22 protein-coding genes are annotated in these 25,355 nt (G+C 71.5%); 17 read left to right on the forward strand and 5 right to left on the reverse strand.

The genetic code is table 11. The features are described from left to right. The first annotated feature begins 131 nt into the window (after positions 1-131). Together ACWH95_RS06290 and ACWH95_RS06295 are read left to right on the forward strand one after the other, a co-directional pair. Positions 132-2,279, forward strand: coding sequence for a peptidase C14 (locus tag ACWH95_RS06290; RefSeq protein WP_247638112.1), 2,148 nt, complete (start codon positions 132-134; stop codon positions 2,277-2,279). 284 nt (positions 2,280-2,563) lie between these two features. Further along, the gene (locus ACWH95_RS06295) at positions 2,564-4,267 is read left to right on the forward strand and encodes a glycoside hydrolase family 26 protein (protein WP_454120382.1); all 1,704 of its coding nucleotides are present in this window, start codon (positions 2,564-2,566) and stop codon (positions 4,265-4,267) included. A 206-nt stretch (positions 4,268-4,473) separates the two neighbouring features. On the opposite strand, the gene ACWH95_RS06300 is transcribed toward ACWH95_RS06295, so the two are convergent. Together ACWH95_RS06300 and ACWH95_RS06305 are read right to left on the reverse strand one after the other, a co-directional pair. After that, positions 4,474-5,331: an SDR family NAD(P)-dependent oxidoreductase gene (locus ACWH95_RS06300; protein ID WP_247638114.1), complete on the reverse strand. Its 858-nt coding sequence runs from the start codon at positions 5,329-5,331 to the stop codon at positions 4,474-4,476. Beyond that, positions 5,328-5,990 (reverse strand): GntR family transcriptional regulator, encoded by a 663-nt coding sequence (locus ACWH95_RS06305; protein ID WP_136030065.1) that lies wholly within the window; start codon positions 5,988-5,990, stop codon positions 5,328-5,330. Before ACWH95_RS06305 ends, ACWH95_RS06300 begins: the two co-directional genes overlap by 4 nt. 149 nt (positions 5,991-6,139) lie before the next feature. Between ACWH95_RS06305 and ACWH95_RS06310 the strand changes: the two genes are divergently transcribed. The 13 genes from ACWH95_RS06310 (at position 6,140) to ACWH95_RS06370 (ending at position 21,136) form a co-directional block, all read left to right on the forward strand. Beyond that, positions 6,140-7,501 carry an MFS transporter gene (locus tag ACWH95_RS06310; protein WP_136030063.1) on the forward strand — a complete coding sequence of 454 codons (1,362 nt, stop codon included), beginning with the start codon at positions 6,140-6,142 and terminating at the stop codon, positions 7,499-7,501. 144 nt (positions 7,502-7,645) lie between these two features. Further along, a complete protein-coding gene (locus ACWH95_RS06315; protein ID WP_136030061.1) occupies positions 7,646-9,181 on the forward strand; it encodes an ABC transporter substrate-binding protein in 1,536 nt (511 codons plus the stop codon). A 1-nt stretch (position 9,182) separates the two neighbouring features. Further along, positions 9,183-10,145 carry an ABC transporter permease gene (locus tag ACWH95_RS06320; RefSeq protein ID WP_136035265.1) on the forward strand — a complete coding sequence of 321 codons (963 nt, stop codon included), beginning with the start codon at positions 9,183-9,185 and terminating at the stop codon, positions 10,143-10,145. Next, positions 10,138-10,986, forward strand: a complete 849-nt coding sequence (locus ACWH95_RS06325) for an ABC transporter permease (protein WP_205814303.1) — start codon at positions 10,138-10,140, stop codon at positions 10,984-10,986. Before ACWH95_RS06320 ends, ACWH95_RS06325 begins: the two co-directional genes overlap by 8 nt. Beyond that, positions 10,983-12,806 (forward strand): dipeptide ABC transporter ATP-binding protein, encoded by a 1,824-nt coding sequence (locus ACWH95_RS06330; RefSeq protein WP_454120383.1) that lies wholly within the window; start codon positions 10,983-10,985, stop codon positions 12,804-12,806. The genes ACWH95_RS06325 and ACWH95_RS06330 overlap by 4 nt, the downstream gene beginning before the upstream one ends. A 51-nt stretch (positions 12,807-12,857) precedes the next feature. Then, a complete protein-coding gene (locus tag ACWH95_RS06335) occupies positions 12,858-15,044 on the forward strand; it encodes a DUF4148 domain-containing protein (protein ID WP_454120384.1) in 2,187 nt (728 codons plus the stop codon). A 35-nt stretch (positions 15,045-15,079) separates the two neighbouring features. Further along, positions 15,080-16,471 (forward strand): hypothetical protein, encoded by a 1,392-nt coding sequence (locus tag ACWH95_RS06340; protein ID WP_454120385.1) that lies wholly within the window; start codon positions 15,080-15,082, stop codon positions 16,469-16,471. 50 nt (positions 16,472-16,521) lie between these two features. Next, entirely contained in the window at positions 16,522-17,283 is a 762-nt protein-coding gene (locus ACWH95_RS06345) for an SDR family NAD(P)-dependent oxidoreductase (RefSeq protein WP_136035568.1), read from the forward strand. Further along, positions 17,280-18,356 carry an enolase C-terminal domain-like protein gene (locus ACWH95_RS06350; RefSeq protein WP_454120386.1) on the forward strand — a complete coding sequence of 359 codons (1,077 nt, stop codon included), beginning with the start codon at positions 17,280-17,282 and terminating at the stop codon, positions 18,354-18,356. The genes ACWH95_RS06345 and ACWH95_RS06350 overlap by 4 nt, the downstream gene beginning before the upstream one ends. Position 18,357: 1 nt before the next feature. After that, positions 18,358-19,149 (forward strand): SDR family NAD(P)-dependent oxidoreductase, encoded by a 792-nt coding sequence (locus ACWH95_RS06355; protein WP_454120387.1) that lies wholly within the window; start codon positions 18,358-18,360, stop codon positions 19,147-19,149. Between the two features lie 160 nt (positions 19,150-19,309). Next, positions 19,310-20,506 carry a DNA polymerase IV gene (gene dinB, locus ACWH95_RS06360; protein ID WP_454120388.1) on the forward strand — a complete coding sequence of 399 codons (1,197 nt, stop codon included), beginning with the start codon at positions 19,310-19,312 and terminating at the stop codon, positions 20,504-20,506. Positions 20,507-20,585: 79 nt separating this feature from the next. After that, positions 20,586-20,861, forward strand: coding sequence for a type II toxin-antitoxin system Phd/YefM family antitoxin (locus ACWH95_RS06365; protein ID WP_452312164.1), 276 nt, complete (start codon positions 20,586-20,588; stop codon positions 20,859-20,861). Further along, entirely contained in the window at positions 20,858-21,136 is a 279-nt protein-coding gene (locus tag ACWH95_RS06370) for a type II toxin-antitoxin system RelE family toxin (RefSeq protein WP_454120389.1), read from the forward strand. Before ACWH95_RS06365 ends, ACWH95_RS06370 begins: the two co-directional genes overlap by 4 nt. Positions 21,137-21,314: 178 nt before the next feature. Here ACWH95_RS06370 and ACWH95_RS06375 read toward each other — a convergent pair whose 3' ends face one another. Next, positions 21,315-21,665 (reverse strand): nuclear transport factor 2 family protein, encoded by a 351-nt coding sequence (locus ACWH95_RS06375; protein WP_136030040.1) that lies wholly within the window; start codon positions 21,663-21,665, stop codon positions 21,315-21,317. Next, the gene (locus ACWH95_RS06380; protein ID WP_136030038.1) at positions 21,658-22,407 is read right to left on the reverse strand and encodes an SDR family NAD(P)-dependent oxidoreductase; all 750 of its coding nucleotides are present in this window, start codon (positions 22,405-22,407) and stop codon (positions 21,658-21,660) included. Before ACWH95_RS06380 ends, ACWH95_RS06375 begins: the two co-directional genes overlap by 8 nt. A 76-nt stretch (positions 22,408-22,483) precedes the next feature. On the opposite strand from ACWH95_RS06380, the gene ACWH95_RS06385 reads away from it, so the two are divergent. Continuing rightward, a complete protein-coding gene (locus ACWH95_RS06385) occupies positions 22,484-23,458 on the forward strand; it encodes a C-terminal binding protein (RefSeq protein WP_454120390.1) in 975 nt (324 codons plus the stop codon). A 14-nt stretch (positions 23,459-23,472) separates the two neighbouring features. Then, positions 23,473-24,330: a fumarylacetoacetate hydrolase family protein gene (locus tag ACWH95_RS06390; protein ID WP_247638126.1), complete on the forward strand. Its 858-nt coding sequence runs from the start codon at positions 23,473-23,475 to the stop codon at positions 24,328-24,330. Positions 24,331-24,417: 87 nt separating this feature from the next. Here ACWH95_RS06390 and ACWH95_RS06395 read toward each other — a convergent pair whose 3' ends face one another. After that, complete coding sequence (locus tag ACWH95_RS06395; protein WP_454120391.1) at positions 24,418-25,269, reverse strand: hypothetical protein; 852 nt, start codon at positions 25,267-25,269, stop codon at positions 24,418-24,420. Positions 25,270-25,355 lie beyond the last annotated feature (86 nt).

A 25,355-nucleotide genomic window follows, 5' to 3' on the forward strand; every position in this document is an offset into this window, starting at 1 on the left:
GCCGGCTGACGCGGGGTGGATCGTCCGGGCGGGAGCCCGGGGTGCTGGGGTCGGGGGACTCGAGGGAGGACGCGGCTCGGCCGGACGGCCGGACGCCTGACCGCGGCGACGACGCCGCAAGGAGGATGAGCATGACCCAGCAGGAGATGACCGAGACCGCCGCGCTGCGCAGCAGGCGCATGCTGCTCGCCGGGTTCGGTGCCGCCGCGCTCGGCGGTGTCGCGGCGGCGGCCGCCCCGAGCGCAGCGCAGGCCGCCGGCCCCGTGGCTCCACAGGACTCGTCGGGCTCGAAGACCGTGGCGAACGCCGGCACGGCTGCGGCGCTCGCGGCTCGCAAGGGCAAGGACGGCGACCTGGTGCGCACGAGCGGCTACGCGGCTCCGGGCGACGGCGGCGCCGGCCTGTACCGCTTCGTGAAGAAGGACGGCCCTGCGGCCAACGGCGGCACGGTGCTCGCGGGGCCCAAGGGCGGCGTCTGGGTGCTGGTGCACCAGGGCACGGTGGACTTCCGGGTGTTCGGGATCATGGACGCCTCCGTCCCGGCCGACGACGCGCTGGACGCGCTGGTGGGCGACGCGAGCGTCCGCCGCATCGAGGCGTACTCCGACCTCAACTTCGTGCGCCGGCACCGGTTCACCCGTTCCAACCTGGCGTTCGACTTCCACCACCACCTCATGACCACACAGGGCATCGAGAACGCCGGCAAGGACGACCCGTTCGCCGCGGTCATGTTCTTCCGCGGCGAGGTGACCGAGGCGGTGCAGGAGGCGCGGCTCGGCGAGAACGTGCCCGACCTCGCCGACGTCTTCCCGGTCGCCGACTCCTCGTTCTTCGCGGTCGGCGAGTGGTACGCGGCCGAGGTGAACGCGCTCTCGGGTCGCTGGGAGCGCGAACTGCAGCGGCTCGTGCAGGTGACCCAGATCGTCGACGGCACGCACATCCGCGTGAACTACAAGAACGGCTGGCCGCTCGGCAAGGACCGCACCATGACGTGGCGGCACGTGAAGCCCGTGCAGGACATCACGGTGTCGAACCTGAAGTTCCTGGGCGGAGGGACCGACGAGTACACCGGCTCGCACCCGCTGGCGTTCGAGTACGCGGTGCGCTGCGACGTCGACCACATCGACGGCACCGCCACGTTCTGGCCGCTCATCCAGCGTCGCTGGAACACGTACTTCAGCACCGAGAGCTGCACGCTGAAGAACCCGACCTCCGTCACGTGGGGTGGCGCGGGCTACCTGACGCAGCAGATCTACTGCCTGTACGGGTACGTCGCCAACTGCCACACCGCGAACGCGCGGCACCTCAACGACTTCACGGCGAGCGCCTACTGCCTGGTGGAGAACTGCCACGGCGACGGCGACGACCAGGGCCCGTTCGTGACGCACGGGCAGTACGAGCACGACCTGACCTACACGGGCAACTCCGGCCTGATGACGTTCGCGAACTCGGGTGCCGCGTGGGGCTCGGCCGCCAAGCGCATCACGGTGCGCAAGCACGTGTGCTCGTGGTTCGTGGCGCGCGTGCGCATCACCGACCTCACGCTGGAGGACGTGCAGGTGATCGGCAAGCCGTCGCTGTCGGGCTCCGGCATGCTGTGGATCAACGCCGACGGCGCGCAGCTGCGCGGGTGCACCGCGTCGGACACCCTGATCATCACGCAGGCGTCGGACAACTCCGCCCGCCCGACCGTGATCGCCGACTCGCACATCACGTTCGTCGCTCCGGGCGACCTCACCAACGCGACGGTCACGACCCCGGTCACCTTCGTCGACACCGTGCTCACGAACGTCGGCGGCGTGAAGATCGGCGGGGCGGGCGCCGTGACGTTCCGCGGCTCGACCCTCACCGCCGCGGAGGACTCCGCGCCCCTCGCGTCGTCGTCCGAGCGGCTGCGGTTCGAGGGCGCGACCCTGCGCAACGTGCGGATCGCGGCGGCCAGGGGCGAGCGGCAGACGCTGGAGTTCGCGGGTGCGGACGTCGCGGCGAAGGGCGGCACGGGGATCGGGCGGACGGGCGCGGGCGAGCTGCACGTGACCCTGAGCGACAGCACCTTCCGCGGCGACGGCGGCACGACCCACGTCTCCCTCACCTCGGGCGCGACGCACTACCGCGCGGTCGGGAACCGGTTCGAGGGCGGCAGGCTCGAGCTGGGGGCCGACGCGTTCGGTGCCGAGTCGACGCTGCTGCACACCGGGAACGTCGAGGCCGGGGTGACTCGCACCGCCTTCCCCGACGCGGGCGACCGCGTGGTCGACACCGCGAATCTGCTGGTGTGAGGGTGCGCCGCGGGAGGGCCGTTCGTCGGCTCTCCCGCGGCCGTCAGGATCGTATCGCTCTGGAATATGGGTAACGCGTTACATTCTGTCGCATAGGGTGGACACCGCTATCTGTTCGCAGGATGCACGAGGGGGAAAGCTCGGCCCGCATCCGAACCAGAAGAACCCGGTGACATCCCGAGAGATCCGGGCGGTCTTCCTGACCCTTCGAAATGATGAGATCACTACGTAATTCGATTCACCCTGTCCGCTCTACCCTGCTCGCCTCTCTCGCCGCCGTCGCGGTGATCGGCTCCGGTGCCATCGCGGCACCCTCCTCGGCCTCCGCCGCAGACGCGGCGTCGAACGCCATCGCCTCCGTGATCGAGAGGGGGTCGGAGTGGTCGTACTACCGGTCGACCACGGCGCCCTCGTCCGACTGGCAGACCGGCTCGTCGTCGTGGGACACCGCGAAGGCTCCGTTCGGCGCCGGTTCGCGGGTCGGACGCGTCGCGACGAAGATCCCGTCGTCGACCGATCGCCCGCTGTCGACCTTCTTCACCAAGAGCTTCACGCTCACCTCGGACCTCCCCGAGTGGTCGTGGCTCAACACCTGGGCCGACGACGGCATCGTGGTGTGGATCAACGGCACCGAGGTCGGGCGCAAGAACGCGCCGAAGGGCGACATCACGGCGAAGAGCTACGCCACCGCCGCGCCGTCGACCACCTCCGCCCGCTCGAACCCGGTGTCGTTCTCGATCCCGGTGAACCTTCTCCACGAGGGCGAGAACACCATCGCGGTGCAGGTGCTGGCCAACTACCACGCGACCCCCAATGTGAGCTTCGACGCACACCTCGTGCGGGAAGACACCCCGTCGGGTCAGGCCGTGGCTCCCGCGCCCGCCCCGGCTCCGGCTCCGGCCCCGGCTCCGGAGGACGACTCCACGCAGGTCGCGCCGCCGGCGAGCGAGCAGGAACCTCCGGCCGAGGAGCCCGCTCCCGCACCCGAGCCGGCCCCCGCCCCCGCTCCCGCGCCCGCGCCGGCGACGGACGGGAGTGGGTCGGCGACGAGCGACCCCGATGCCTGCGGTGCTCAGGCGATGCTGGCCCCGTCGTGCGGCGCCCTGTGGGGCGTGTACGCCACCGAGGGCGGATCGAACCTCGTGACCTCGGTCACCGATCTCGAGGCCAAGGTCGGGCGCAAATTCGACATGACCATGCGGTACCACGACTTCTCCACCCACGTGCATCAGGGGCAGTTCCCCGACGCGGAGGAGCAGACGCTGGGTCAGGACCGCACGCTGCTGTTCTCGTGGCAGTCGCGCGTCTCCGACACCAACACCATGATCGCGTGGTCGCGCATCACCAAGGGCGAGATGGACTCGTACATCGATTCCGCCGCCGACCGGGTCAAGGCGTTCGGCAAGCAGGTCATGATCGCGTTCGATCCCGAGTTCGACAACGGCCCGAACGAGGAGAAGGGAACGATGGCGGACTACGCCAGCGCCTACCGCCACATCCATGACCGTTTCGAGGCCAAGGGCGTGACCAACGTCGCGTGGGCCTGGGTGTCGACGGGGTACCTCGGCGACGGGAACGACGACCGCATCATGCAGGGCTACCCCGGAGACTCCTACGTGGACTGGGTGGGCTACGACCCGTACAACTTCTACACGTGCAACGGCACCGGGTGGACGACGTTCGCCGACAAGATCGATCAGAAGTACCACTTCTTCACGCAGGGCAGCCTGGGCACCAAGCCGCAGATCCTGTCCGAGTACGGCACCTCGTACAACACGTCCGACCCGGCGCTCGCGCAGGACTGGCACCGCGACATCCCCGATGCGCTGAAGGACTACCCGAACCTGAAGGCGCTCGTGCGGTTCAACTCGCCCGGTGCCCTGGGCACGGGGGAGAAGTGCACGCTCCAGATCGAGAACGGCCCCGGCATGCTCGAGTCGTTCAAGGACGCGGGTCTGGATCCGTTCGTGAACACGCGCGGGAACTGACCCCGCGTCGAGCCGCTCCGCTCGATAGGACTGCGCCCCCTCGGGCGCCGGTGCCTCACACACCGGTGCGCGAGGGGGCGCTCCTCGTGTCACGACCGCGGGCGATCGGCGTCCGCGGGATCCGGCGACGCGCGACCGGCGTCCGCGGGATCAGGCGACGCGACCGGCGTCCGCGGGATCAGGCGACGCGACCGGCGTCCGCGGGATCAGTCCTCGGCGGCGGGGAGTCCGACGAGCTCGGCGCTCCGCTGCCACAGGGCCTCCGCGAGCACGGGATCGTTCGCCTGCGGGTTCACCCGGGTGGTGAGGACGCGCTCGTCGTAGTAGGCGCCGGAGGTCCAGGTCTCGCCCGGGGTCCCGTCGATGAACCACCGCAGGGTCGCCCCTCCGCGGTCGGTCCCGATCAGGAGGACGTGCCGCAGCGGCGACCGGTACACCAGCCGCATGATGCTCGACGAGTCCGCCGCGAAGTTCGTGCGGACCGTGCCGGGGTGGAACGCCACGGCGCTGAGGCCCCGCGCGTGGAACCTCTCGTGCAGGCTCTTCGCGAACAGGATGTTGGCGAGCTTCGCGTCGCCGTAGGCCTTGTTGGGGCTGAAGCGGCGATGGTTGTCGAGGTCGTCCAGGTCGAGGTGCCCGAACAGCCGGTGGCCCACGCTCGACGTGTTGATCACGGCGCCGCGCGCCCGGAGCAGGTGGGGCAGCAGCAGATTCGTCAGCAGGAACGGCGCCAGGTGGTTCACCTGGAGCGTCTTCTCGTGGCCGTCGACCGTGGGAGTGCGGTCGCCGAAGATGCCGCCGGCGTTGTTGGCCAGCACATCGATGCCGTCGTCACCCACGGCCGCGTCGATGCGGGTCGCGAGGGAGCGGACGTCGTCGAGCCGCGCGAAGTCGGCCACGTGATGCTCGGCTCCGGTCTCCTCCGCGACGGCGCGGGTCTTCTCCGGGGAGCGCCCGACCAGGATCAGCCGATGCCCGGCGTCGGCGAGCTGACGCGCGGCGGCAGCGCCGATGCCGTCGGAAGCACCGGTCAGGACGATGGTGCGGCGGCCGGTCGCGGTCACTCGGCCTCCGCCTCGACCGTCGGGGTGATGCGCTCGACAGCGCGCGTCACGTGCTCGGCGATCACGGCGCGAGCGCGATCGGGGTCGCCGCTGGCCACGGCGTCGATGATCTGCTGGTGGCTGCGCACGTGCTCCTCCTGCTCGGCGGGGTCGAGCGCGGCGTTCGCGGCCTGGATGAACCCGGCGATCCGACCACGCAGCTGGGCGCTCAGCTCGTCGAGGAACCGGTGCTCGGCGAGGTCGGCCAGCGTCTCGTGGAACAGCCGGTCCTGGCGCAGCACCTCCGCGATGTCGCCGGGCGCCGCATCGGACATCGCCTGGATGATGGCGCCGAGGCGTGCCGCCGACTCCTCGTTCCACCGCTCCTGCACGCGGATGGCCATGAACTGCTCGAGCACGATGCGCAGGCTCGAGATCTCCTCCAGGTCCTGCGCGGTGAGCTGGGCCACGCGGGCGCCGCGGCGGGGTTCGCGTGTGATCAGGCGCTCCTCGGCCAGGCGGGTCAGCGCCTCGCGCACCGGGATGTGGCTCACGCCGAGCCGCTCCGCGAGCTTGCGCTCCACCAGCCGTTCGCCCGGCGCGAGCTCGCCCGAGTGGATGGCGGCCCGAAGCTCGTCGGTGACCTGTTCGGCGATGTTCTGATCCGACACGCTGCGCATCCGGGGCCCTTCTCGGTTTCGCGCGGCCCGGTGCTCGTCGCGCGGGGCCTCTTCGCTCGCTCGATGCTATGGCATCCGCGACAGGACTGGACAGAACGACGCTGGTGCTAGATGCTATAGCAAAACCCAGCGATGACGAAGGAGTTGTCATGTCCGGCACTGACTCGGCCGCCCAGGAGCGCGCCGCCGACGCCGCGGTGGGAGCCGCGGCCATGAAGAAGGCGATTTGGCGGCTCGGCCCGTTCCTCGGACTGCTCTACCTCGTCGCCTACATCGACCGGAACAACGCGGGCTTCGCCAAGCTCGAGATGACGGCCGCGCTGAACATCACCGAGGCGGCGTTCGGCTTCGCGGCCGGCATCTTCTTCATCGGGTACCTCCTCTTCGAGGTGCCCAGCAACCTGCTGCTGGAGAAGTTCGGCGCCCGCAAGTGGATCGCGCGCATCATGATCTCGTGGGGCATCGTCGCCGCCCTCACCGCCTTCGTGCAGGACGAGACGCAGTTCGCGATCGCGCGCTTCATCCTCGGCATCGCGGAGGCCGGGTTCTTCCCCGGCGTGCTGCTCTACCTCACGCTCTGGTTCCCGCGGCAGTACCGCACGCAGGTGCTCGCCGTGTTCGTGCTGTCGAACCCGATCGCCAACGCCGTCGCCGCACCGCTGTCGGGCTGGATGCTCGAGCTCCACGGGCTGTGGGGTCTGGACGGCTGGCAGCTGGTGTTCCTCCTGCAGGGCGTGCCCGCCGTGCTGCTCGCGTTCGTCGTGTTCTTCTGGCTGCCGGACCGCCCGCAGGACGCCCGCTGGCTGAACCCGGCCGAGCAGCGGTGGATCACCGACACGCTCGCCGCCGAGACGCAGGCCACGGAGCAGCGCCACGGCCGCCTCCGCCTGGGCGAGGTCTTCCGCAACGGGCGGCTGTGGACGCTGATCGTGCTGTTCTTCGGCGTCGTGTTCGGGGCGTACGGCCTGGGCATGTGGCTGCCGACGATCGTGAAGAGCATGGGCGACTTCTCCAACGCCACGACCGGATGGCTGGTGGCGTTGCCCAACCTCTGCGCGGCGCTGGTGATGCTGCCGTGGGAGCGCGCCGCGCGGAAGCAGGGCAACATCCCGCTCCAGATCGGCATCACGCTGAGCATCACGGCCCTGTCGCTCATCGCAGCGGTCGCGGCGCAGGGCACTCCGATCCTCGCGCTCGCGGCGCTGTGCGTCGGGATGTCCGCCCTGTTCTCGACCACGCCGCTGTTCTGGAGCCTGCCGCCCATGGTGCTCACCGGCACGGCCGCAGCGGCGGGACTGGCGTTCATCAACTCGGTCGGCAATCTCGCCGGGTTCGCCGGACCGTACGCGATCGGCTGGATCAGCCAGACCACGGGATCCGCCGTGTGGGGCCTGCTGCTCATCTCCGGGCTCACCCTGCTCGGGGCGACGATCGCGTTCGTGCTGAGCCGTCGCGCCGACTTCACCACGGCGCCCGCACCGGCGCCGCAGTCGGCGCCCGCCGCGCGCTGAGCCGTCCGGATCGGCGGGCGTAACGAGAACGTAACCCCGCCGATCCGGTTCGCTCTAGACGCCCTCGCGCTTTTGCTACATGCTATAGCGAACACCCTTACCCGAAGCATCACCCGAAGCACCACCCGACACCTGGAGGCACCCATGTCGCGTCGTCGCGTCCTTCTCGGCGGAGCAGCGCTGCTCACCGCCGCGCTGATCACCGCTGGCTGCAGCACCTCATCCACCCCCGACGGCTCCGCCCAGGACGGCGGCACGCTCACCGTCGCCGCGGCCCAGGGCATCCCGCAGCTCAACCCGGCCATCCGCACCTTCGCGTGGGAGGAGGTGCTGTTCCCGCTGCTCTGGAACGGCCTCACCACCACCGACGAGTCCGGCGAGATCGTCGGCGACCTCGCCGAGAGCTGGGAGACCTCAGACGACCAGAAGACGTGGACGTTCACGCTCCGCGACGGCGTCACGTTCTCCAACGGCGACCCGTTCACCGCGGAAGACGCCGTGGCCTCCTTCGAGTACTACCTCGACCCCGAGACCGCCACGCAGGAGAAGAACAAGATCGACATGGTGACCGACGTCACCGCCCCCGACGACAAGACCGTCGTCATCACGCTCTCCGAGCCGATCGCCACGTTCGACGCCGGCATCGTGTGGGTCAAGATGCTCGACGTCGACGCGCTCGACACCATCGACAAGGAGCCCATCGGCACCGGTCCCTACATCGTCGACGCCTTCACACCCGACGACAGCCTCACGCTCGTGCCCAACCCCGAGTACTTCGGCGACGCCCCCGCGCTCGACGAGATCAGGATCGTGAAGGCCGCCGAGTCCACGGCCGCCGTGACCGGACTGCGCTCGGGCGACATCGACGTGCTGTGGTCGGTGCCGCAGGGCGACGTCGAGGGCCTGGAGGCTGGCGGCGACATCGCGCTCGTGAAGCCGGAGAACCCGAGCCAGTGGCCGTCGTGGGAGGTCGACACCACCTCCCCGCCGTTCAACGACGTGCGTGCGCGGCAGGCCCTCGCATACGCGATCGACCGCGAGGCGATCCTCGACGCCGCGTACTACGGCCAGGGCACGGTCTCCCCGACCAACAACGCCCTCGGCGAGGTGAACCCCTGGTACGGCGGCGACCTGACCGACTACTCCTACGACCTCGACAAGGCCAAGGAGCTGTTCGCCGAGGCCGGCGTGACCGAGGGCAGCACCCTCACCTGGTGGGGCGTCGCCGGACAGTACCCGGAGTGGAACACCAGCGGCGAGATCCTGCAGGCCAGCCTCAAGGAGATCGGCATCACCCTGAAGATCGACAACAACGACGTCGGCACCTGGGTCGACTCGTTCTACCCGGCGGGCAAGAGCTTCCCCGGCTACATCGTGCCGAACTTCCAGTCCACGCCGCCCGAGCCCGCCTACTCGCTGAATTTCTATCTGGAGGGCCGCTGCGAGTGCAACTGGGTCGACCCGGAGTTCCAGTCGGCCTTCGCCGCCGCCGTCGCCGAGCCCGACCAGGCCGCGCGTGCCGAGAAGTGGGGCACCGTGCAGACGATCATCAACCAGCAGGTGCCGCTGATCGTGCCGCTGCAGTCCACCGTGGTCACCGCGACCAGCACGAAGGTCGACGGCGTGTGGGTCGAGGGCGGCGGGCAGCTGCACCTCGAGAACGCGCAGCTGAAGGGCTGACGTGCTCCTCTCCGTCCTGCGGCGGGTGGCGATCAGCATCGCGATGCTGATCGCCACCTCGCTCCTCGTGTTCGTGGTGCTCCGGCTGCTGCCGGGCGACCCCGTGATCACCCGTCTCGGCTCGACGCCGGGCGTGGACGCCGAGATGCTCCAGCGTCTGCGCGAGGAGGCCGGGCTCGACGCCCCGGTCATCGAGCAGTACCTGCGCTGGATCGGCGGCGTCGTCACGGGCGACTTCGGACAGTCGTACTTCAACCAGTTCTCGGTGACCGAGCTCATCGCGCAGCGCCTGCCCGCCACGCTCGAGCTCACGCTGATCGGCATCCTGCTGGCCGTGCTCATCGCGACCCCGGCCGCCGTGATCGCCTCGCTGCGCCCGCTCGGCGTGGTCGACCGCGTGCTCACGGCCATCTCCACCGCGGGCATGGCGCTGCCGCAGTTCCTCATCGGCATCGTGCTGATCGTGGTGTTCGCCGTGCAGCTGAAGTGGCTGCCCGCCCGCGGCTACACGCCGTTCGCGGACGACCCGGCCGACAACCTCGTGCGCATGATCCTGCCCGCCCTCACCCTCGCCTTCGCCGCCGCGCCGCTGCTGATGCGGTTCCTGCGGGCGTCGATGGTCGAGGTGCTCGACGCCCCCTACATCCGCACCGCCCGCGGCAAGGGGCAGTCGGCGAGCGGGGTGGTGCTCGGGCACGCGCTGCGCAACGCCCTGATCCCGGGGCTCACCATGCTCGGCCTCATCGTCGGGTACACGCTCGGCGGGGTCGTGATCGTGGAGTACGTGTTCGGTGTTCCCGGGCTCGGCTCGCTGGCGATCGACGCCGTGTTCAAGCGCGACTACGCGGTGCTGCAGTCGGTGGTGCTGCTGATCTCCGCCATGTTCATCCTCACGACGCTGGTCGTCGACCTGCTCTACGGCGTGCTCGACCCGCGTCTTCGTGCAAGGAGCAGCCGTGGCTGACACCCTCACCCTCGCCCTGCGCTCGACCCGTCCGCGCCGCCGGCTCGCCGTCGCCTCGTGGATCCCCCTCGCGCTGCTCGCCCTGATCGTGCTGGCCTGCGTGCTCGCGCCCGTCATCGCGCCGTTCGACCCCGCGGCCCAGTCGCCCGACCGCTTCGCCGCGCCCTCGGCCGTGCACCTGTTCGGCACCGACGAGCTCGGCCGCGACCTGTTCAGCCGCGTGCTGTACGGCGGACAGCTCACCGTGTTCATCGCCGCCGGTGCCACGCTCGTGGCGATGGTGCTCGGCATCGCCTGGGGCATGGCCGCCGCGTTCGCCCGCGGCTGGGTCGACGAGCTGCTCATGCGCCTGGCCGACACCGTGATGGCGATCCCGCAGATCCTGTTCGCGCTGGTGTTCATCTCGGCGTTCGGCGCCGACCCCGTGAAGCTCGCCGTCATCATCGGCATCCTGCTCACCCCCACGACCGCGCGGCTGGTGCGGTCGTCGGTGCTGAGCGAGCTGCAGGAGGACTACTTCACCGCGGCCGTGGCCTTCGGCTCGAAGCGCAGCCGCCTGCTGTTCGCGGAGGTGCTGCCCAACGCCAAGGGACCGATCGTGGTGCAGGCCGCCATCAACGCCGCGAACGCGATCCTGCTGGAGGCGTCGATGAGCTTCGTCGGGCTCGGCATCGCGCCGCCCGAGGCCACCTGGGGCACCCTCGTGCAGCAGGGCTACCAGAAGATGTACCAGTCGATCGGGTACGTGCTGTTCCCCGCGCTGTTCATCTTCGTGACCATCTGGCTGCTCAACGTGCTTGCCGACCAGTTCGGCGGCGACCGGAAGGGGAAGGGCCGATGACCGACGCCGCTCCCGTCCTGCGGGTGCAGGACCTCACCGTCTCCTACGGCGACGTGACGCCCGTGAAGGGCATCACCTTCGCGGTGCGCCCCGGCGAGCGGATCGGCCTGGTCGGCGAGTCCGGCTCCGGCAAGTCGCTCACCGCGCTGTCGATCATGCGCCTCAACGACGGCGCGAAGCTCGGCGGCAGCATCCGGCTGCGCGACCGCGAGCTGCTGACTCTCCGCACGCGCGAGATGACGAAGGTGCGCGGCGGCGAGATCGCGATGGTCTACCAGGACCCGATGTCGTCGCTGAACCCCGTGCGCACCATCGGGCACCAGCTCGTCGAGGCGATCCGGCTGCACGAGCGGGTGTCGCGGCAGGCCGCGCGTGCCAGGGCCGTCGAGCTGCTGACCGAGGTCGGCGTGCCGCTACCCGAGGAGCGCCTGAGCCAGTACCCGCACGAGTTCTCCGGCGGCATGCGGCAGCGCGTCATGATCGCGATGGCCATGTCGTCGCGGCCCGCGGTGCTGATCGCCGACGAGCCCACCACCGCCCTCGACGTGACCACGCAGTCGCGCATCATCGACCTGCTCGACCGTCTCGCGGAGGACCACGGCACCGCGGTCGTGCTCATCACGCACGACCTCGGCGTCGCGGCCGGCTTCTGCGAGCGGATCCACGTGATGCGGCACGGGCGCGTGGTCGAGGAGGGCCCCGTCGACCGGATCTACGCCGCGCCCGAGCACCCGTACACGCAGGCGCTGCTGGGGGCCGTGGTCGACCTCACGGTGGACGTGCACCAGCCCATCCCGACCGTGGACGCCCTTCACCTCGCACCGCCCACCCCGGAACCGCACGGTGCGGGGCCATCCCACCCCCGGTCCGTGAGCGAGGGGCCCTTCGACGAGACGAAGGGCGCCGCCGACACGATCAGCGCGGTCGACCGGGCCCGGGAGTCGGGCGACGTGCTGGTCGACGTGCAGGGCGTGACGAAGGTGTTCACGCTGGGCTCCGGACGCCGCGTGACCGCGGTCGACGACGTGTCGTTCCAGATCCGCCGCGGTGAGACCGTGGGGCTCGTCGGCGAGTCGGGGTCGGGCAAGTCGACCGTGTCGAAGGCGGTGCTCGCGCTCGGCGGCATCGACGGCGGTGCGGTGGTGTTCGACGGGCAGCGTCCGCACGACCTGCGCGGCGAGGAGCTGCGCAGGCTGCGCCGCCGCATGCAGATGGTGTTCCAGGACCCGTTCTCGGCGCTCAACCGCCGGCAGACCGTGGCGCAGATCATCGAGGCGCCGCTGCTCGCCCACGGCATCGGCACCCGGGCGACCAGGGCCGAGAAGGTGCGCGAGGCGATGCACCGGGTGCGGCTGGACGAGGAGTTCGCGCACCGGCTCCCGCGCTCGATGTCGGGCGGCCAGTGCCAGCGGGTGTCGATCGCGCGGTCGCTCGTGCTGGAGCCGGAGTTCCTGGTGCTGGACGAGTCGGTGTCGGCGCTCGACGTGTCGATCCAGGCGCAGGTGCTGAACCTGTTGCGCGACCTGCAGACCGAGCTCGGCCTGACGTACCTCTTCATCAGCCACGACCTCGCCGTGATCCGGTACATGTCGTCGACCGTGGCCGTGATGCAGCACGGGCGGATCGTGGAGGTCGGCGCGCGCGACGCCCTGTTCGCGAACCCGCAGCACGAGTACACGCGCAGCCTCATGGCCGCGATCCCGGTGGCCGATCCGGTGCTCGAGCGGCGCCGGCGGGCCGAGGCCGCGGCGCTCTGGCAGGCGCAGGGGGCGGTCACCGCGGTCGTCCCGGCCCCCACAGCCGCGGGAGCGCGCGGATGACACCGACGGGACGCCACGTCCCGACCCGCCGTCGATAACGAAGGAGTCGTCATGTCCGACACCACCACCGGCACCGAACAGGGTGTGCGCTCGACGGGGCGTCGCGCCCTGATGACCGGGCTCGGCGCCGTCGCGCTCGGTGCGGCCGGGTCCGTCGTCGGCGCGTCGTCCGCGCAGGCGGCCCCCGTCGCGGCGGGCTCGAAAGACGTCACGAGGGCGGAGACCGTCGCCGACCTGGCCGGGCTGCGGGCGCGTGAGGGCGAGCTGGCGATCGTCGCCGGGTATCACGCGCCCGGCGACGCCGGCCTGCTCGTGTACGTGGGGGCCGGTGAGGCCGACACCGCGGTCAACGGCGGCACGGTCGTCGCCGGCAAGCGCCACACGAAGTGGGTGCTGCTCCACGACGGCACGGTCGACTTCCGGGTCTTCGGCATCACCGGGCCCGAGACGGCGGCCGACGACGCGCTCGACGCGCTGGTGAACGACCCCGCCGTCCGGCGCATCGAGGCCCAGACCGACCTGCTGTTCCAGCGGCGGCACGTCTTCACCCGCTCGCACATCGAGATCGACTTCGGCGGGCACCTGGTCACCACGGAGGGGATCGAGCCGAACACCGCCGACAACCCGTTCGGCGCGGTCATGTTCTTCACCGGGGTGGCGGCAGACGTGGTCGTCGAGCACCGGCTGACCGAGCCGTGGGCGGAGCTGACCGACGCGGTCGCGGTGCCCGACGCCACCCCGTTCGCCGTCGACACCTGGTGGGCGGTGCAGTGCGACGAGGTCGCCGGTGGCGGGCGGGACGAGCGCGAGCTGCAGCGGTTCGTGCAGGTGACGCAGCAGCTCGACGCCACGCACATCCGCGTCGACTACCTCAACGGGTGGCCGCTCGACACCGGTCGCCGGCTCACCTGGCGCCGGATGGAGCCGGTCGTCGGGGTGCGCATCGCGAACATGCGGTTCCTCGGCGCCGGACCGTTCGACGGACCCACCGACGGGTCCTTCCCCGATCCGCGCGAGCGCACAGGGTCGCACCCGATCGCCTTCGAGTACGCCGTCCACTGCGACGTCGCCGACGTGCACGCCAGCCGCACCTGGTGGCCGGTGATCATGCGGCGGTGGAACACCCACTTCACCACCGAGCGCTGCTCGGTCGAGAACCCGCCCACCGTGTTCTACGGCGGCGCGGGGTACCTCACGCAGCAGATCTACAGCCTCTACGGGCGGGTCGCCGACTGCACGTCGTCGAACGCGCGACACCTGAACGACCTCACCGCGAGCGCGTACTGCATCGTCGAGAACTGTCACGGCGACGGCGACGACCAGGGCGGCAACCCGTTCACGACGCACGGCCAGTACGAGCACGACCTCACCTTCATCGGCAACTCCGGGCTGATGGACATCGCCAACTCCGGGGGGCAGTGGGGCACGGCCGCCAAGCGCATCACGGTGCGCGACCACGTGTGCTCGTGGTTCGTCGCGGGAACGAAGATCAGCGACCTGACGCTCGAGAACGTGCGGGTGATCGGCCGCTCCACGTTCGACCCGCAGGCGACCATGACCATCAACGCCGACGGGGCCCAGGTGCGCGGCTGCACCGCCGGGCTGCTGGCGATCGGGCAGCGGTCGGCGCGGTCCTCGCGGCCGACGACGATCGAGGACTCCACGTTCGCGCTGCCGAAGGACCAGGTGCTCGTGCAGACGCCCGTCACGGTCCCGGTCAGCTTCGTGCGCTGCACCATCGGCGGCATCGACGGGACCAAGGCCCGTGGCTCGGGACCGGTCGAGTTCGTCGACTGCCGGCTGAGCGGCCCGTCCTCCGGCGCGCCGTTCGAGCTCGGCGCGTCGCGGGTCACGATCCGCGGTGGCACCGTGCGCGACGTGCTGCTGTCGGCGACCGCCGTGCGCGACCAGCTCATCGCCGTGGAGGGCGTGGAGCTCGGCACCGAGCGGGCCGACGTCGCCCTGCTGTCGCGGGCGGCCGGCGACGGCGTCGTCACCTGGCGCCTGAGCGGCGTGACCTCGACGGTCGCGAACGGTGCGGCGCACGCCGACATCGGCGCGGGCGTGAACCATGCGCGCATCACCGGCTCCCAGTTCGTCGGGGGACGGTTGCGGCTGGCCGACGGGTTCGCGGAGCCGTCCACGCTGCTCTACAGCGACTCCGTGGAGCGCGGGGTCGAGACCACGGTGCCCGAGGCCGGGGACCGGGTGCTGATCGCCGACGTGCTGAGCGTGTGAGCGACGGCCATGATGGACGACAGGGAGGACCTGGAGTGAACGACACGGCAGCTGCCACGCGCCTCGGCGACCGCATCCGCGTTCCGCGCACGCGCGCCCGCATCGGTGTGGCCCGGCGCGACATCACGCCCCCGGTGGGCATCCGCGCCAAGAACTGGGGTCCCGCCGACTGGGAGCGCTCCGAGGGGGCGCATCGCCCGTTCGAGCTGACCGCGCTCGCGGTGATCGGGGCCGACGAGCGCCTCCGCGTGCTGCTCGCGGTCGACGGCACCTGGTGGCGCCGGGTCGCCGACGAGCAGGGGGTGCGCGGCGCGATCCTCGACGGTCTCGGCCTGGAACCCGACCAGCTCATGCTGTCGCTGTCGCACACGCACGCCGGCGCGGTGCTGTGCGCCGCCGACGCGCACCTGCCCGGGGGCGAGCTCATCCCCGGCTACCTGGAGGCGCTGTCCGCCGCCGGGGTCGCGGCCGGACGGGAAGCGCTCGACGGCGCCCGCCCCGGACTGATCGAGTGGACCACGGGCACCTGCACCCTCGCCGCGGAACGGGAGCTCGACCTCGACGGACGGGCGCTCGTGGGCTACAACCCGCAGGGCACCGCCGATGACACCGTGACCATCGGTCGCATCAGCGTCGACGGCCGGGTGCGGGCGACCCTGGTGAACTACGCCTGCCACCCGACCACGCTCGCCTGGCAGAGCCGTGAGGTGTCGCCGGACTACGTCGGGGCGATGCGCGAGATCGTCGAGGCCGCGACCGGTGAGCCGTGCCTGTTCGTGCAGGGGGCATCGGGCGAGCTGGCCCCGCGCGAGCAGTACACGGGAGACATGACCGTTGCCGACCGGCACGGACGCTCGCTCGGACACGCGGTCCTCGCCGCGCTCGACGCCCTGCCGCTGCCCGGTGAGGAGCTGACGCTGGACGGTGTGGTCGAGTCGGGCGCGCCGCTCGCGATCTGGGCGGGGCGGCCGGTCGACGGCGGAGACGGGGCGCGCGGGGTCGTGGCGGCCGTCGAGCTCCCCCTGCGCGACCTGCCGACGCTCGACCAGCTGGCGGAGGAGTGGAAGGACATCGACCCCCGCTCCCGCGACGAGCGTCTGGGCCGGGCGCGGAACCTGCGCGACGGCTACATCGACGGGCCCACCGTGCAGCACCCGGTGTGGGCGTGGCGCTGGGGCGACGCGGTGATCGTGGGGCATCCCGGCGAGGCGTACTCCCGGTTGCAGACGACGCTGCGGGAACGGTTCCCCACGACGCCCATCGTGGTGATGAACCTGACGAACGGCCCGGGCTTCGTCTACCTCCCGACGCGCGAGGCCTACGACCGCGGCGCCTACCAGGCCTGGCAGACCCCCCTGGCCGCCGGGGCCCTGGAGCTGCTGGAGGCGCACGCGGTGACCCTCGTCGCGAGCCTGCTCGACGACTGACCCGCGGCCGCTACACTTGCTATAGCAAATCCCCGTCGTAGAGGAGAGACATGACCGCGCAGCGCCCCGTCGCCATCGTCACCGGAGGCTCCGCCGGCATCGGCTGGGAGATCGGACAGCGGCTCTCCGCCGACGGGTACCGCGTGGTGGCGACCGACCGCGTGCCCGGCCTCACCGCGGGCGACAACCCCGCCGGCATCCTGTGGCGTGAGCTCGACGTGACCGATCACGCCGCGGTCGACCGGGTGTTCGGCGAGATCGAGGCCGAGCTCGGGCCCATCGAGGTTCTCGTGAACAACGCGGGCATCCAGCGGCACCGCGGCATCGAAGACCTCACGTGGGACGAGTGGTCGGCAGTGGTCGACGTGAATCTGCACGGGGTGTTCTCCGCCCTCCAGGCCGCCGGGCGCCGCATGCTCGACCGCGGCGAGGGGCGCATCGTCAACATCTCGTCCATCTCCTCACGCGGTTCCGCGGGCCGGGCGCCCTACGCCACGACCAAGGCCGCCGTGATCGGGCTCACCTCCACCGCCGGGGCCGAGTGGGCGGCGCGGGGCGTGCGCGTGAACGCGGTCGCCCCGGGCTACGTCGACACGGGCGTCTTCCGGCAGGGGGTCGAGCAGGGCACGCTGAGCCTCGACACGATCCTGTCGCGCATCCCCGCGAAGCGCCTGGCCGACGCGAGCGAGATCGCCGCCGCGGTCAGCTTCCTCGTCTCCGACCAGTCGCGCTACATGAACGGCCAGACGCTGTACGTCGACGGCGGGTTCATGGTGGACTACGGCGTGCCCCTCGCGAAGAAGCCCGAATGAGCGCGATCGCCCGCGTCGACACCGCCACGGTGGTGCTGCCGCTGCCCGCGCCCCTGCAGCTCGGGGCCATGACGGTCACGCGCCGCGAGTACACCGCGGTGCGGGCGACCGCGGGTGACGGCGCCACCGGCGTCGCGTACTGCCTGTCGCGCGAGGCGCCGATGGCCGAGATCGTGGAGCGGCTCGTCGCTTCGCACGCGGTCGGCACCGACGCGGACGACCCGGCGAGCACGTGGGAGCGGATGCTGCGGGGGAGCGCGATCGTCGGACGGGTCGGGCTCGTGCGCCGGGCCATCGGGCTCGTCGACATCGCGCTGTGGGACATCGCCGCGCGGCGGGCCGGGGTGCCGCTGTGGCGCATGCTCGGCACGGGCGACGCTCCACGCGACGCGATGCTCGTGGCCGCGTACCCATCACCGCAGCGCACGCCGCGGGAGGTCGCGGACGAGGTGCTGGCCCAGGCGGACGGGTGGTCGCAGGTGAAGATCTCCCGCATTCCCGATCCGGCATACATGCGCGAGCTGCTGGCGCTGCTGAACGCAGAACTGCCCGACACGACCGGGCTGGTGGTCGACGTGGGCTTCGGCTGGCCCGACGCCGACACGGCCCTCGCCGAGATCGCGCAGTGGGGCGACCCGCGCCTGACGTGGCTCGAGGATCCCCTGCTGCCGGAGGACGCGGCCGGTGTCGCGCGGATCCGCCGCGAGTCGGGGCTGCCGGTCGCGGTGGGCGACGAGGTGACCGACCCCGCGGTGCTGAAGGCGCTGGTGGAGGTCGGCGAGGTCGACGCGCTGCGCCTCGACGTGGTCGCGATCGGCGGAGTCACCCCCGCACGGGAGCTGATCGCGTGGGCGGCCGAGCGGCGCATACCCGTGTCGGGCCACGTCTACCCCGAGGTGACCGCACACCTCGGCATCCAGGTCGAGACCTTCGCGCGCGGCGTGAACCCGTACGACCCCGCGCCCTCGTTCGTGACGGGCGGCCCGCGGTTCGACGGCGCCGTGACACCGAGCGATACCCCGGGCCTCGGGTTCGGGCTCGACCCCGCCGTGTTCCGATTCGAGAGGGACTGACATGACCGACTCCCCGCGCAGTGTCGTGGTCACCGGCAGCGGCAAGGGCATCGGCCGCGCGGTCGCCGACCGCCTGACCGCCGACGGCTGGATCGTGGTGGGGCTCGAACGCTCCCCGGGCTCCGGCACGGTCGAGGCGGGCGTGCTGGCGGAGGTCGTGCTCGGCGATGCGTCCGACCGCGAGGCGCACGCGCGCGCGGCGACCGCGGCCCGTGCGCGCGCACCACTGGGCGGGTGGGTGAACAACGCCGGCATCACTCGGCGCACTCCCCTGCACGAGCTCGACGAGACCGTGGTGCGGGAGATCATCGGCATCAACGGCTTCGGCTACCTGTGGGGCTGCTCGACCGCGGTGTCGGCGTTCGTGGACCAGGGCGTGCCGGGGGCGATCGTGAACATCGGCTCGATCCACGGGCGGGCGAGCTTCGTGGATCACGCCGCCTACGAGTTCACGAAGGGCGGCATCGATGCGCTCACGCGCAGTGTCGCGGTGACATATGGCGGTCTCGGCATACGTGCGAACACCGTGGCGCCGGGCGGCGTGCGCACCCCGCACCTGGAGGCGCAGATCGCCCGAGCGGCCGACCCCGCTGCGGAGGAGCGCGCGCTCGCGGAGGGCCCGCCGATGGGACGCATCGCCCGGGCGGAGGAGGTCGCCGCCGTCACCGCATTCCTGCTCTCCGATGAGGCCCCGTACCTCTCCGGTCAGTCCATCGCGGTCGACGGCGCCTGGACCGCGTCCTTCGGCGACATCGCCGTCGACCCCGCCCTCCGCGCCCGCTTCGACGCCTGACACCGCCGATTCCTGAGCGCCGTTCGTCTCGTCGCCGGTGGGGTGCCTGAGCGCCGTTCGTCTCGTCGCCGGTGTGGTTTCCGAGCGGTCCCCGCGCGACGACGCGCCCGCACCGATGTCCGGGGTCCGTGCGACGATCCGCTCGTCGACGGGAGAACGGATGCGTGGGGAAGCCACCGTGCTGCACGCCGACCTCGACGCCTTCTACGCGTCGGTCGAGCAGCGCGACGCCCCCGAGCTGCGCGGTCGACCGGTGATCGTGGGCGGCGGGGTCGTGCTGGCGGCGAGCTACGAGGCGAAGGCCCGCGGCGTCCGCACCGCGATGGGCGGTCGCCAGGCGCGGGAGCTGTGCCCCGACGCCGTCGTGGTGCCGCCGCGCATGGAGGCGTACTCCGCCGCGAGCACAGACGTCTTCGCGATCTTCCGCGACACGACGCCGCTGGTCGAGGGGCTGTCGATCGACGAGGCGTTCCTGGAGGTCGGCGGGCTGCGGCGCATCGCGGGAACGCCGGAGGAGATCGCCGTGCGCCTGCGGGAGCGCGTGCGACGCGAGGTCGGGCTCGCGATCTCGGTCGGGGTCGCGCGCACCAAGTTCCTCGCGAAGGTCGCCAGCGCCGTGAGCAAACCCGACGGTCTGCTGGTCGTGGAGCCCGAGCGCGAGGAGCAGTTCCTGCTGCCGCTGCCGGTCGAGCGGCTGTGGGGTGTGGGCGCGGTGACGGCCGAGAAGCTGCACCGCTACGGCGTGCGCACGGTCGGCCAGCTCGCGGAGCTGGAGGTGGCGACGGCGGAGCGCATGCTCGGCAAGGCCACGGGCGCGCACGTGCACGCGCTCGCGCGACTGCGGGATCCGCGCCCGGTCGACACCACACGGCGGCGCGGGTCGATCGGCTCGCAGCGCGCGCTCGGCTCGCGGCCGCGGTCGGCGGAGGAGCTCGACCTCATCCTCACGCAGATCGTCGACCGGCTCGCCCGGCGGCTGCGCGACGGCGACCGCGTGTGCCGCACGGTGGTGCTGCGACTGCGCTTCGGCGACTTCACGAAGGCCACCCGCTCCCGCACGCTCGGCGCGCCGACCGACCGCACCGCGATCCTCCTCACGGTGGCGCGCACCCTGCTCGCCGCCGCGCAGTCCGAGGTCGCCGACCGCGGCATCACGCTGCTCGGCCTCTCCCTGTCGCAGCTCGACCGCGCCGACCGCGTGCAGCCGGAGCTCCCGATCGACTGGGGTGATGAGGCGCGACTCGACTCGGTGCTCGACACCCTGCGCGACCGCTACGGTGCGACCTCCGTCTCCCGGGCCGCACAGCTCGGACGCGACCCCGGCTGGTCCACGCCGATCCTCCCCGAGCACGAGTGACGGCCTCGGCCGAGGGCTGCCATGGTTAAGGCCAGACTTCACCCCACCTTCTGGCTAGAAGTCGGGCTACACTGAGGGCATGCAGACTGTACCGCTGAGCGAGGCCAAGGACCACCTCTCGCGCTTGGTGGACCAGGTCGAGCGCGAGCACGAGACGATCGAGATCACTCGCCACGGCCGGGGCGCGGCAGTGTTGATGAGTAAGGACGCCCTGGAGTCTCTGTACGAGACGCTGCATTGGCTGTCGGAGCCGGGCACGCGACAGGATGTCGACGATGCGCGGCGACAGGGTGAGGCCGGCGAGCTGCGCAGCGCGGAGGAGACGATGGAGCGCTACGGGGTTCGGCCCCGGTGACCTGGACCACCGCTTTCGCTGACTCCGCCTGGCGCGACCTCGATCGGTTGCCGCAGAAGATCGCACAGGCCATCGTCGAGTTCGCTGTCCTCACCCTGCCCGAGAATCCGGAACGCATGAGCAAGCCGCTCGTCGACGAGTTCGAGGGCCTGCGCTCTGCACGCCGTGGGGACTACCGAGTGTTGTTCTTCCTCGGCGCGCGAGAGACGATCGTGGTCGTGCGCGCCCGGCACCGCCGTGATGCGTACCGCCCGCCCGCTCCGCACTGGGACTGACAGAGGCCGGTGGCCTGCACGCCCCCCTCGAAACGAAGGAGATCTCACGCGATGAAGGAGGTCTCCGGAGCTCCGCTCCTTCATGACGCGAGATCTCCTGCGCACCGTGCGGCCGTCCACCGGCCGCATCGCCCACCGTGCGGACGTGTACCGCCGCAGGTGACCCCGCCTCCGCGCCTCAGGCCTTGAGCATCGACGCCCGCGCGATGCGGCCGTCCACCACGTCGAAGGTCGCGATGGTCTCGGTCGCGACACCCGCGTTGATCACCTGCTCCTGCGCCACGACCCACCGCGCGCCGAAGAGCACGCTCGACTCGATGACGCACGAGAGCTCGGGGTTCTGCAGCCGGGGTTCGTAGAACGCGCGGATGGCTTCGGCGCCGACGATGGGTTCGGGCGCGACACCGGTGATGACGGCGTCGTCGGCGTAGGTGGCGACGAACGCGTCGAGGTCGTGGGCGTTGAACGCGTCGAGCTGTGCCTGCACGGTGTCGTGCGCGGAACGGTCGAGGGCGGTGCGGTCAGTCAATGCGAACTCCTCCGTTGACGTCGTAGGTGGCTCCGGTGATGAAGCGGGCGCGCTCCGAGGCGAGCGACGCGATGATCCAGGCGACGTCCTCGGGCTGGCCGAACGCGCCGAGGGGGATGCCGGCTTCGAGCTTCGCGCGCCCCTCGCCCTGGAGCTGGTCGGTGATGGCGCTGGCGACAGGGCCGGGGGTGACGGCGTTGACGCGGATGCCCTCGGAGGCCAGGTGTCGCGCGAAGCTGCGGGTGATGGCGAGCAGCGCCCCCTTGCTGGCGGCGTAGTGGATGCCGGTCTGCAGGGCGCCGACCTGTCCGGCGATCGAGGCGATGTTGACCACCGACCGGTCGCCCTCGGCGGCGCGCAGCAGGGGGAGTGCCGCCCGGGTGAGCAGGAAGGTGCCGCGGGCGTTGGTCTCGAGGACGAAGTCCCACTCCTCGATGTCGATGTCGGGGTAGGGCGTGTAGGGGCAGACTCCGCCGTTGTTGATGAGCACGTGCAGCTCGCCCCAGGTGACGGTGATGCGGTCGGTGAGCGCGTCGATCGATTCGGGGTCGCGCAGGTCGAGCCGTGACACCAGCACCTCGGCGGCACCGGCCGCCCGGCACTCCTCGGCGACGCGCTCGGCCTCGGCCTCGCGCCCGGTGTAGGTGATCCAGAGGGCGGCGCCCTCGCGGGCTAGTTCGAGGGCGGCGGCGGTTCCGATGCCGGAACTCGCGCCGGTGATGAGTGCGCGGCGAACAGTCATGCCTAAACGCTATAGCAAGAACCGGTCGCTGTCAGCCGCTGTACACCGCTTTGCTAGATGCTATAGCATCGCTCCCATGACTGCGCCGTTCATCCTCGTCACCGACTGCGACCTCCCAGGGACCGTCATCGAAGACACCCTCCGCGGCGCGGGCCTGCGCGCCGATCGCGCCGCCTCCGGCAGCCCCGACGACATCGCCGCGCTCGGCGCCGAGGCCGAGGGACTCGTGGTGCAGTGGGCACGCATCGACGGCGACCTCATGGACCGGATGCCCAACCTGCGCCTCATCAGCCGCGTCGGCATCGGGTACGACATGATCGACGTCGACGCCGCCACCGCCCGCGGCATCGCCGTCGCCAACACCCCCAGCTACTGCATCGAAGAGGTCGCCGCGCACACCGTGGCCATGATCATGACCCAGGCGCGCGGACTCCCCGCCTACGACCGCGCCGTGCGCGCCGGCACCTGGAAGGCCGTGGACGCCCGACCGCTCGCCGTGCGCCCCTCCACCACCACCGTGTCCGTGCTGGGCTTCGGCCGTATCGGCTCGCTCGTCGCGCGCGGCCTCCGCGGCCTCGGCTTCCGTGTGCTCGTCGCCGACCCGTACGCCCCCGCCGACGCCGTGCGCGAGGCGGGCTGCGAGCCCGTCGAGATCCCCGACGCCATCGCCCGCGCCGACATCCTCACCCTCCACGTGCCGCTCACCGACGCCACCCGGCACCTGATCGACGCGGCCGCCCTCGCCACCATGAAGCAGGGCGCCGTGATCGTGAACACCTGCCGCGGACCGCTCATCGACGAGGACGCGCTCGCCGCCTCCCTCCGCGACGCACACCTCGGCGGCGCCGCGCTCGACGTCTTCGCGGGGGAACCCCTCGCCGCCGACTCCCCGCTCCGCGACCTCGACCAGGTGCTGCTCACCCCGCACGCCGCCTGGTACTCCCCCGAGGCCCTCGCCGACCTGCCGGTGCACGCGGCCCAGAACATCATCCGGTCGTTCGCGGGCGAGTCCGTGCCGATCGTCAACCCGTCGTTCGCCGCCGCCCGCTGACCCGAAAGCCCGACATGGAACTCCTGCGCCTCGGCCCCGCCGGCCACGAACGCCCCTACGTCCGCGACGACGCCGGGGTGATCCGCGACCTCGCGCCCCTCACGGCCGAGATCGACGGGGCGTTCCTCGCCGCCGACGGCATCGCCCGCACCCGCGAGGCCCTGCGCCGCGACGAGCTGCCCGTCGCCCACGTCGACGGCCTCCGCCTCGGCGCTCCCGTCGCCCGCCCGACCGCGGTCCTGTGTATCGGCCAGAACTACGCCGCGCACGCGGCCGAGTCCGGCGCAGAGCCGCCCGCGCACCCGGTGCTCTTCTTCAAGCACCCCAACACCGTGGTCGGCCCGAACGACGTGGTGCTGCTGCCGCCCGGTGCGGAGAAGGTCGACTGGGAGGTGGAGCTCGCGGTGGTGATCGGCAGGACCGCCCGCTACCTCCCGTCGCCCGAGGCCGCCCGCGACGTGATCGCCGGGTACACCATCTCCAACGACGTGTCGGAGCGGGCGTACCAGCTCGACGTCTCGGGCGGGCAGTGGTCGAAGGGGAAGTGCTCCGAGACGTTCAACCCCCTCGGCCCCGCGCTCGTGCCCGCCGACGAGGTCGACCCGCAGGCGCTGCGCCTCCGCTCCTTCGTGAACGGCGAGCCGCGGCAGGACTCCTCCACGGCCGACATGATCTTCCCGGTGCTGCAACTGGTGCACGAGCTCAGTCACTACCTGGTGCTGGAGCCGGGCGACGTGATCAACACCGGTACCCCGCAGGGCGTCGCGCTCTCCGGACGCTTCCCCTATCTGCAGGACGGCGATGAGATGACGATCGAGATCGAGGGGCTCGGGCAGCAGCGGCAGCGGACCGAGCGCGTGCACCTGAGCTGACGCGACCCCGGCGGCCTGTGTCCGCGGCACGGCTCCTTTCGCTGAGTGCGCCGTGCCGCGGCCAGAGGCCGTCGGGGGTGTGCGAGGTCAGGCGAGGTCGCGCGGCGGCTGCGGCGGGGTGCGGTGCAGGGGGTCGGCGACCGGGATGCGCTCGGGCTCCTGTTCGGCCTGGGCCTCGGGCGTCGCGGCGGGGGCGGCGGGAGTGGCGGGGAGCTCGCGGGCGACCTGCTTCTCCAGCACCGTCACGGCCTCGTCCGACAGCAGGATCAGGCCGTCGAGCTCTTCGCGCACGCGCTTGTACGCCACGTTGCGCTCGGCCTGCGTCGCCGACTCGTCGACCGCGACCTTCAGCAGCTGCTGGGCGCGGTCGAGGCGCTTGCGCTCCGCCTCCGTGAAGGTGGAGTCGCGCAGCCGGCGGGCATCCTTCTCGGCGATCTCGAACGCCACCGCGTAGTCGCCAACGGCCTGCAGGTACTCCGCGATCTGGTGCTCCGACAGCGGCGCATCGGCCGAGGCGGGGCGCAGCGCGTCGGCGGTCTTCTTGGCGCGCAGGAACGCGGCGGTGAGCGGTTGCCGTCCGTCGCTCATCGCGGGGAAGGCGATCAGCTTCGCCACGTCGAGCTCGTAGTCGAGCCAGCGGGCCGTGATCTCGTCGTGCTCGGCGAACAGCCGCGTCAGCAGGTCGTCGGTCGACACGGGGGCCGTGGTGTCGACCACCGACGGGCCGCGGCGCTTCGCCTCGCGGCCCAGGGCGCGGGCCTCGATCTCGGCGGTCTTCAGCTGCGCCTTCATGCGCAGCGTCTCCAGGCGGCGTTCGTGACGGCGCTTCGAGCTGCGCTCCCACGCCTTCGCCACGCCTCCGGCCATGCCCATGAGCGGGAAGACGAGCCACCAGTAGTGCCCCGCGAAGGTCCAGAAGCCCTGGATGAACTCGTCCATGATGGGTTCAGCCTACTGCGCAGGGGCCGGGCGCCGGCGGCCGTCCGTCGGCTCGGATCGGCAGCGTCCGCGGTGGTGGACCCGCG

It is taken from the genome of Microbacterium sp. NPDC055502 (genome assembly GCF_053643635.1).

Coding starts and splice junctions, on each gene's coding strand:
- ACWH95_RS06290 (WP_247638112.1), top strand. CDS start 132: ATGACCCAGCAGGAGATGACCGAGACCGCCGCGCTGCGCAGCAGGCGC.
- ACWH95_RS06305 (WP_136030065.1), bottom strand. CDS start 5,990: ATGCGCAGCGTGTCGGATCAGAACATCGCCGAACAGGTCACCGACGAG.
- ACWH95_RS06310 (WP_136030063.1), top strand. CDS start 6,140: ATGTCCGGCACTGACTCGGCCGCCCAGGAGCGCGCCGCCGACGCCGCG.
- ACWH95_RS06315 (WP_136030061.1), top strand. CDS start 7,646: ATGTCGCGTCGTCGCGTCCTTCTCGGCGGAGCAGCGCTGCTCACCGCC.
- ACWH95_RS06330 (WP_454120383.1), top strand. CDS start 10,983: ATGACCGACGCCGCTCCCGTCCTGCGGGTGCAGGACCTCACCGTCTCC.
- ACWH95_RS06335 (WP_454120384.1), top strand. CDS start 12,858: ATGTCCGACACCACCACCGGCACCGAACAGGGTGTGCGCTCGACGGGG.
- ACWH95_RS06345 (WP_136035568.1), top strand. CDS start 16,522: ATGACCGCGCAGCGCCCCGTCGCCATCGTCACCGGAGGCTCCGCCGGC.
- ACWH95_RS06350 (WP_454120386.1), top strand. CDS start 17,280: ATGAGCGCGATCGCCCGCGTCGACACCGCCACGGTGGTGCTGCCGCTG.
- ACWH95_RS06355 (WP_454120387.1), top strand. CDS start 18,358: ATGACCGACTCCCCGCGCAGTGTCGTGGTCACCGGCAGCGGCAAGGGC.
- dinB (WP_454120388.1), top strand. CDS start 19,310: ATGCGTGGGGAAGCCACCGTGCTGCACGCCGACCTCGACGCCTTCTAC.
- ACWH95_RS06365 (WP_452312164.1), top strand. CDS start 20,586: ATGCAGACTGTACCGCTGAGCGAGGCCAAGGACCACCTCTCGCGCTTG.
- ACWH95_RS06380 (WP_136030038.1), bottom strand. CDS start 22,407: ATGACTGTTCGCCGCGCACTCATCACCGGCGCGAGTTCCGGCATCGGA.
- ACWH95_RS06385 (WP_454120390.1), top strand. CDS start 22,484: ATGACTGCGCCGTTCATCCTCGTCACCGACTGCGACCTCCCAGGGACC.
- ACWH95_RS06390 (WP_247638126.1), top strand. CDS start 23,473: ATGGAACTCCTGCGCCTCGGCCCCGCCGGCCACGAACGCCCCTACGTC.
- ACWH95_RS06395 (WP_454120391.1), bottom strand. CDS start 25,269: ATGGACGAGTTCATCCAGGGCTTCTGGACCTTCGCGGGGCACTACTGG.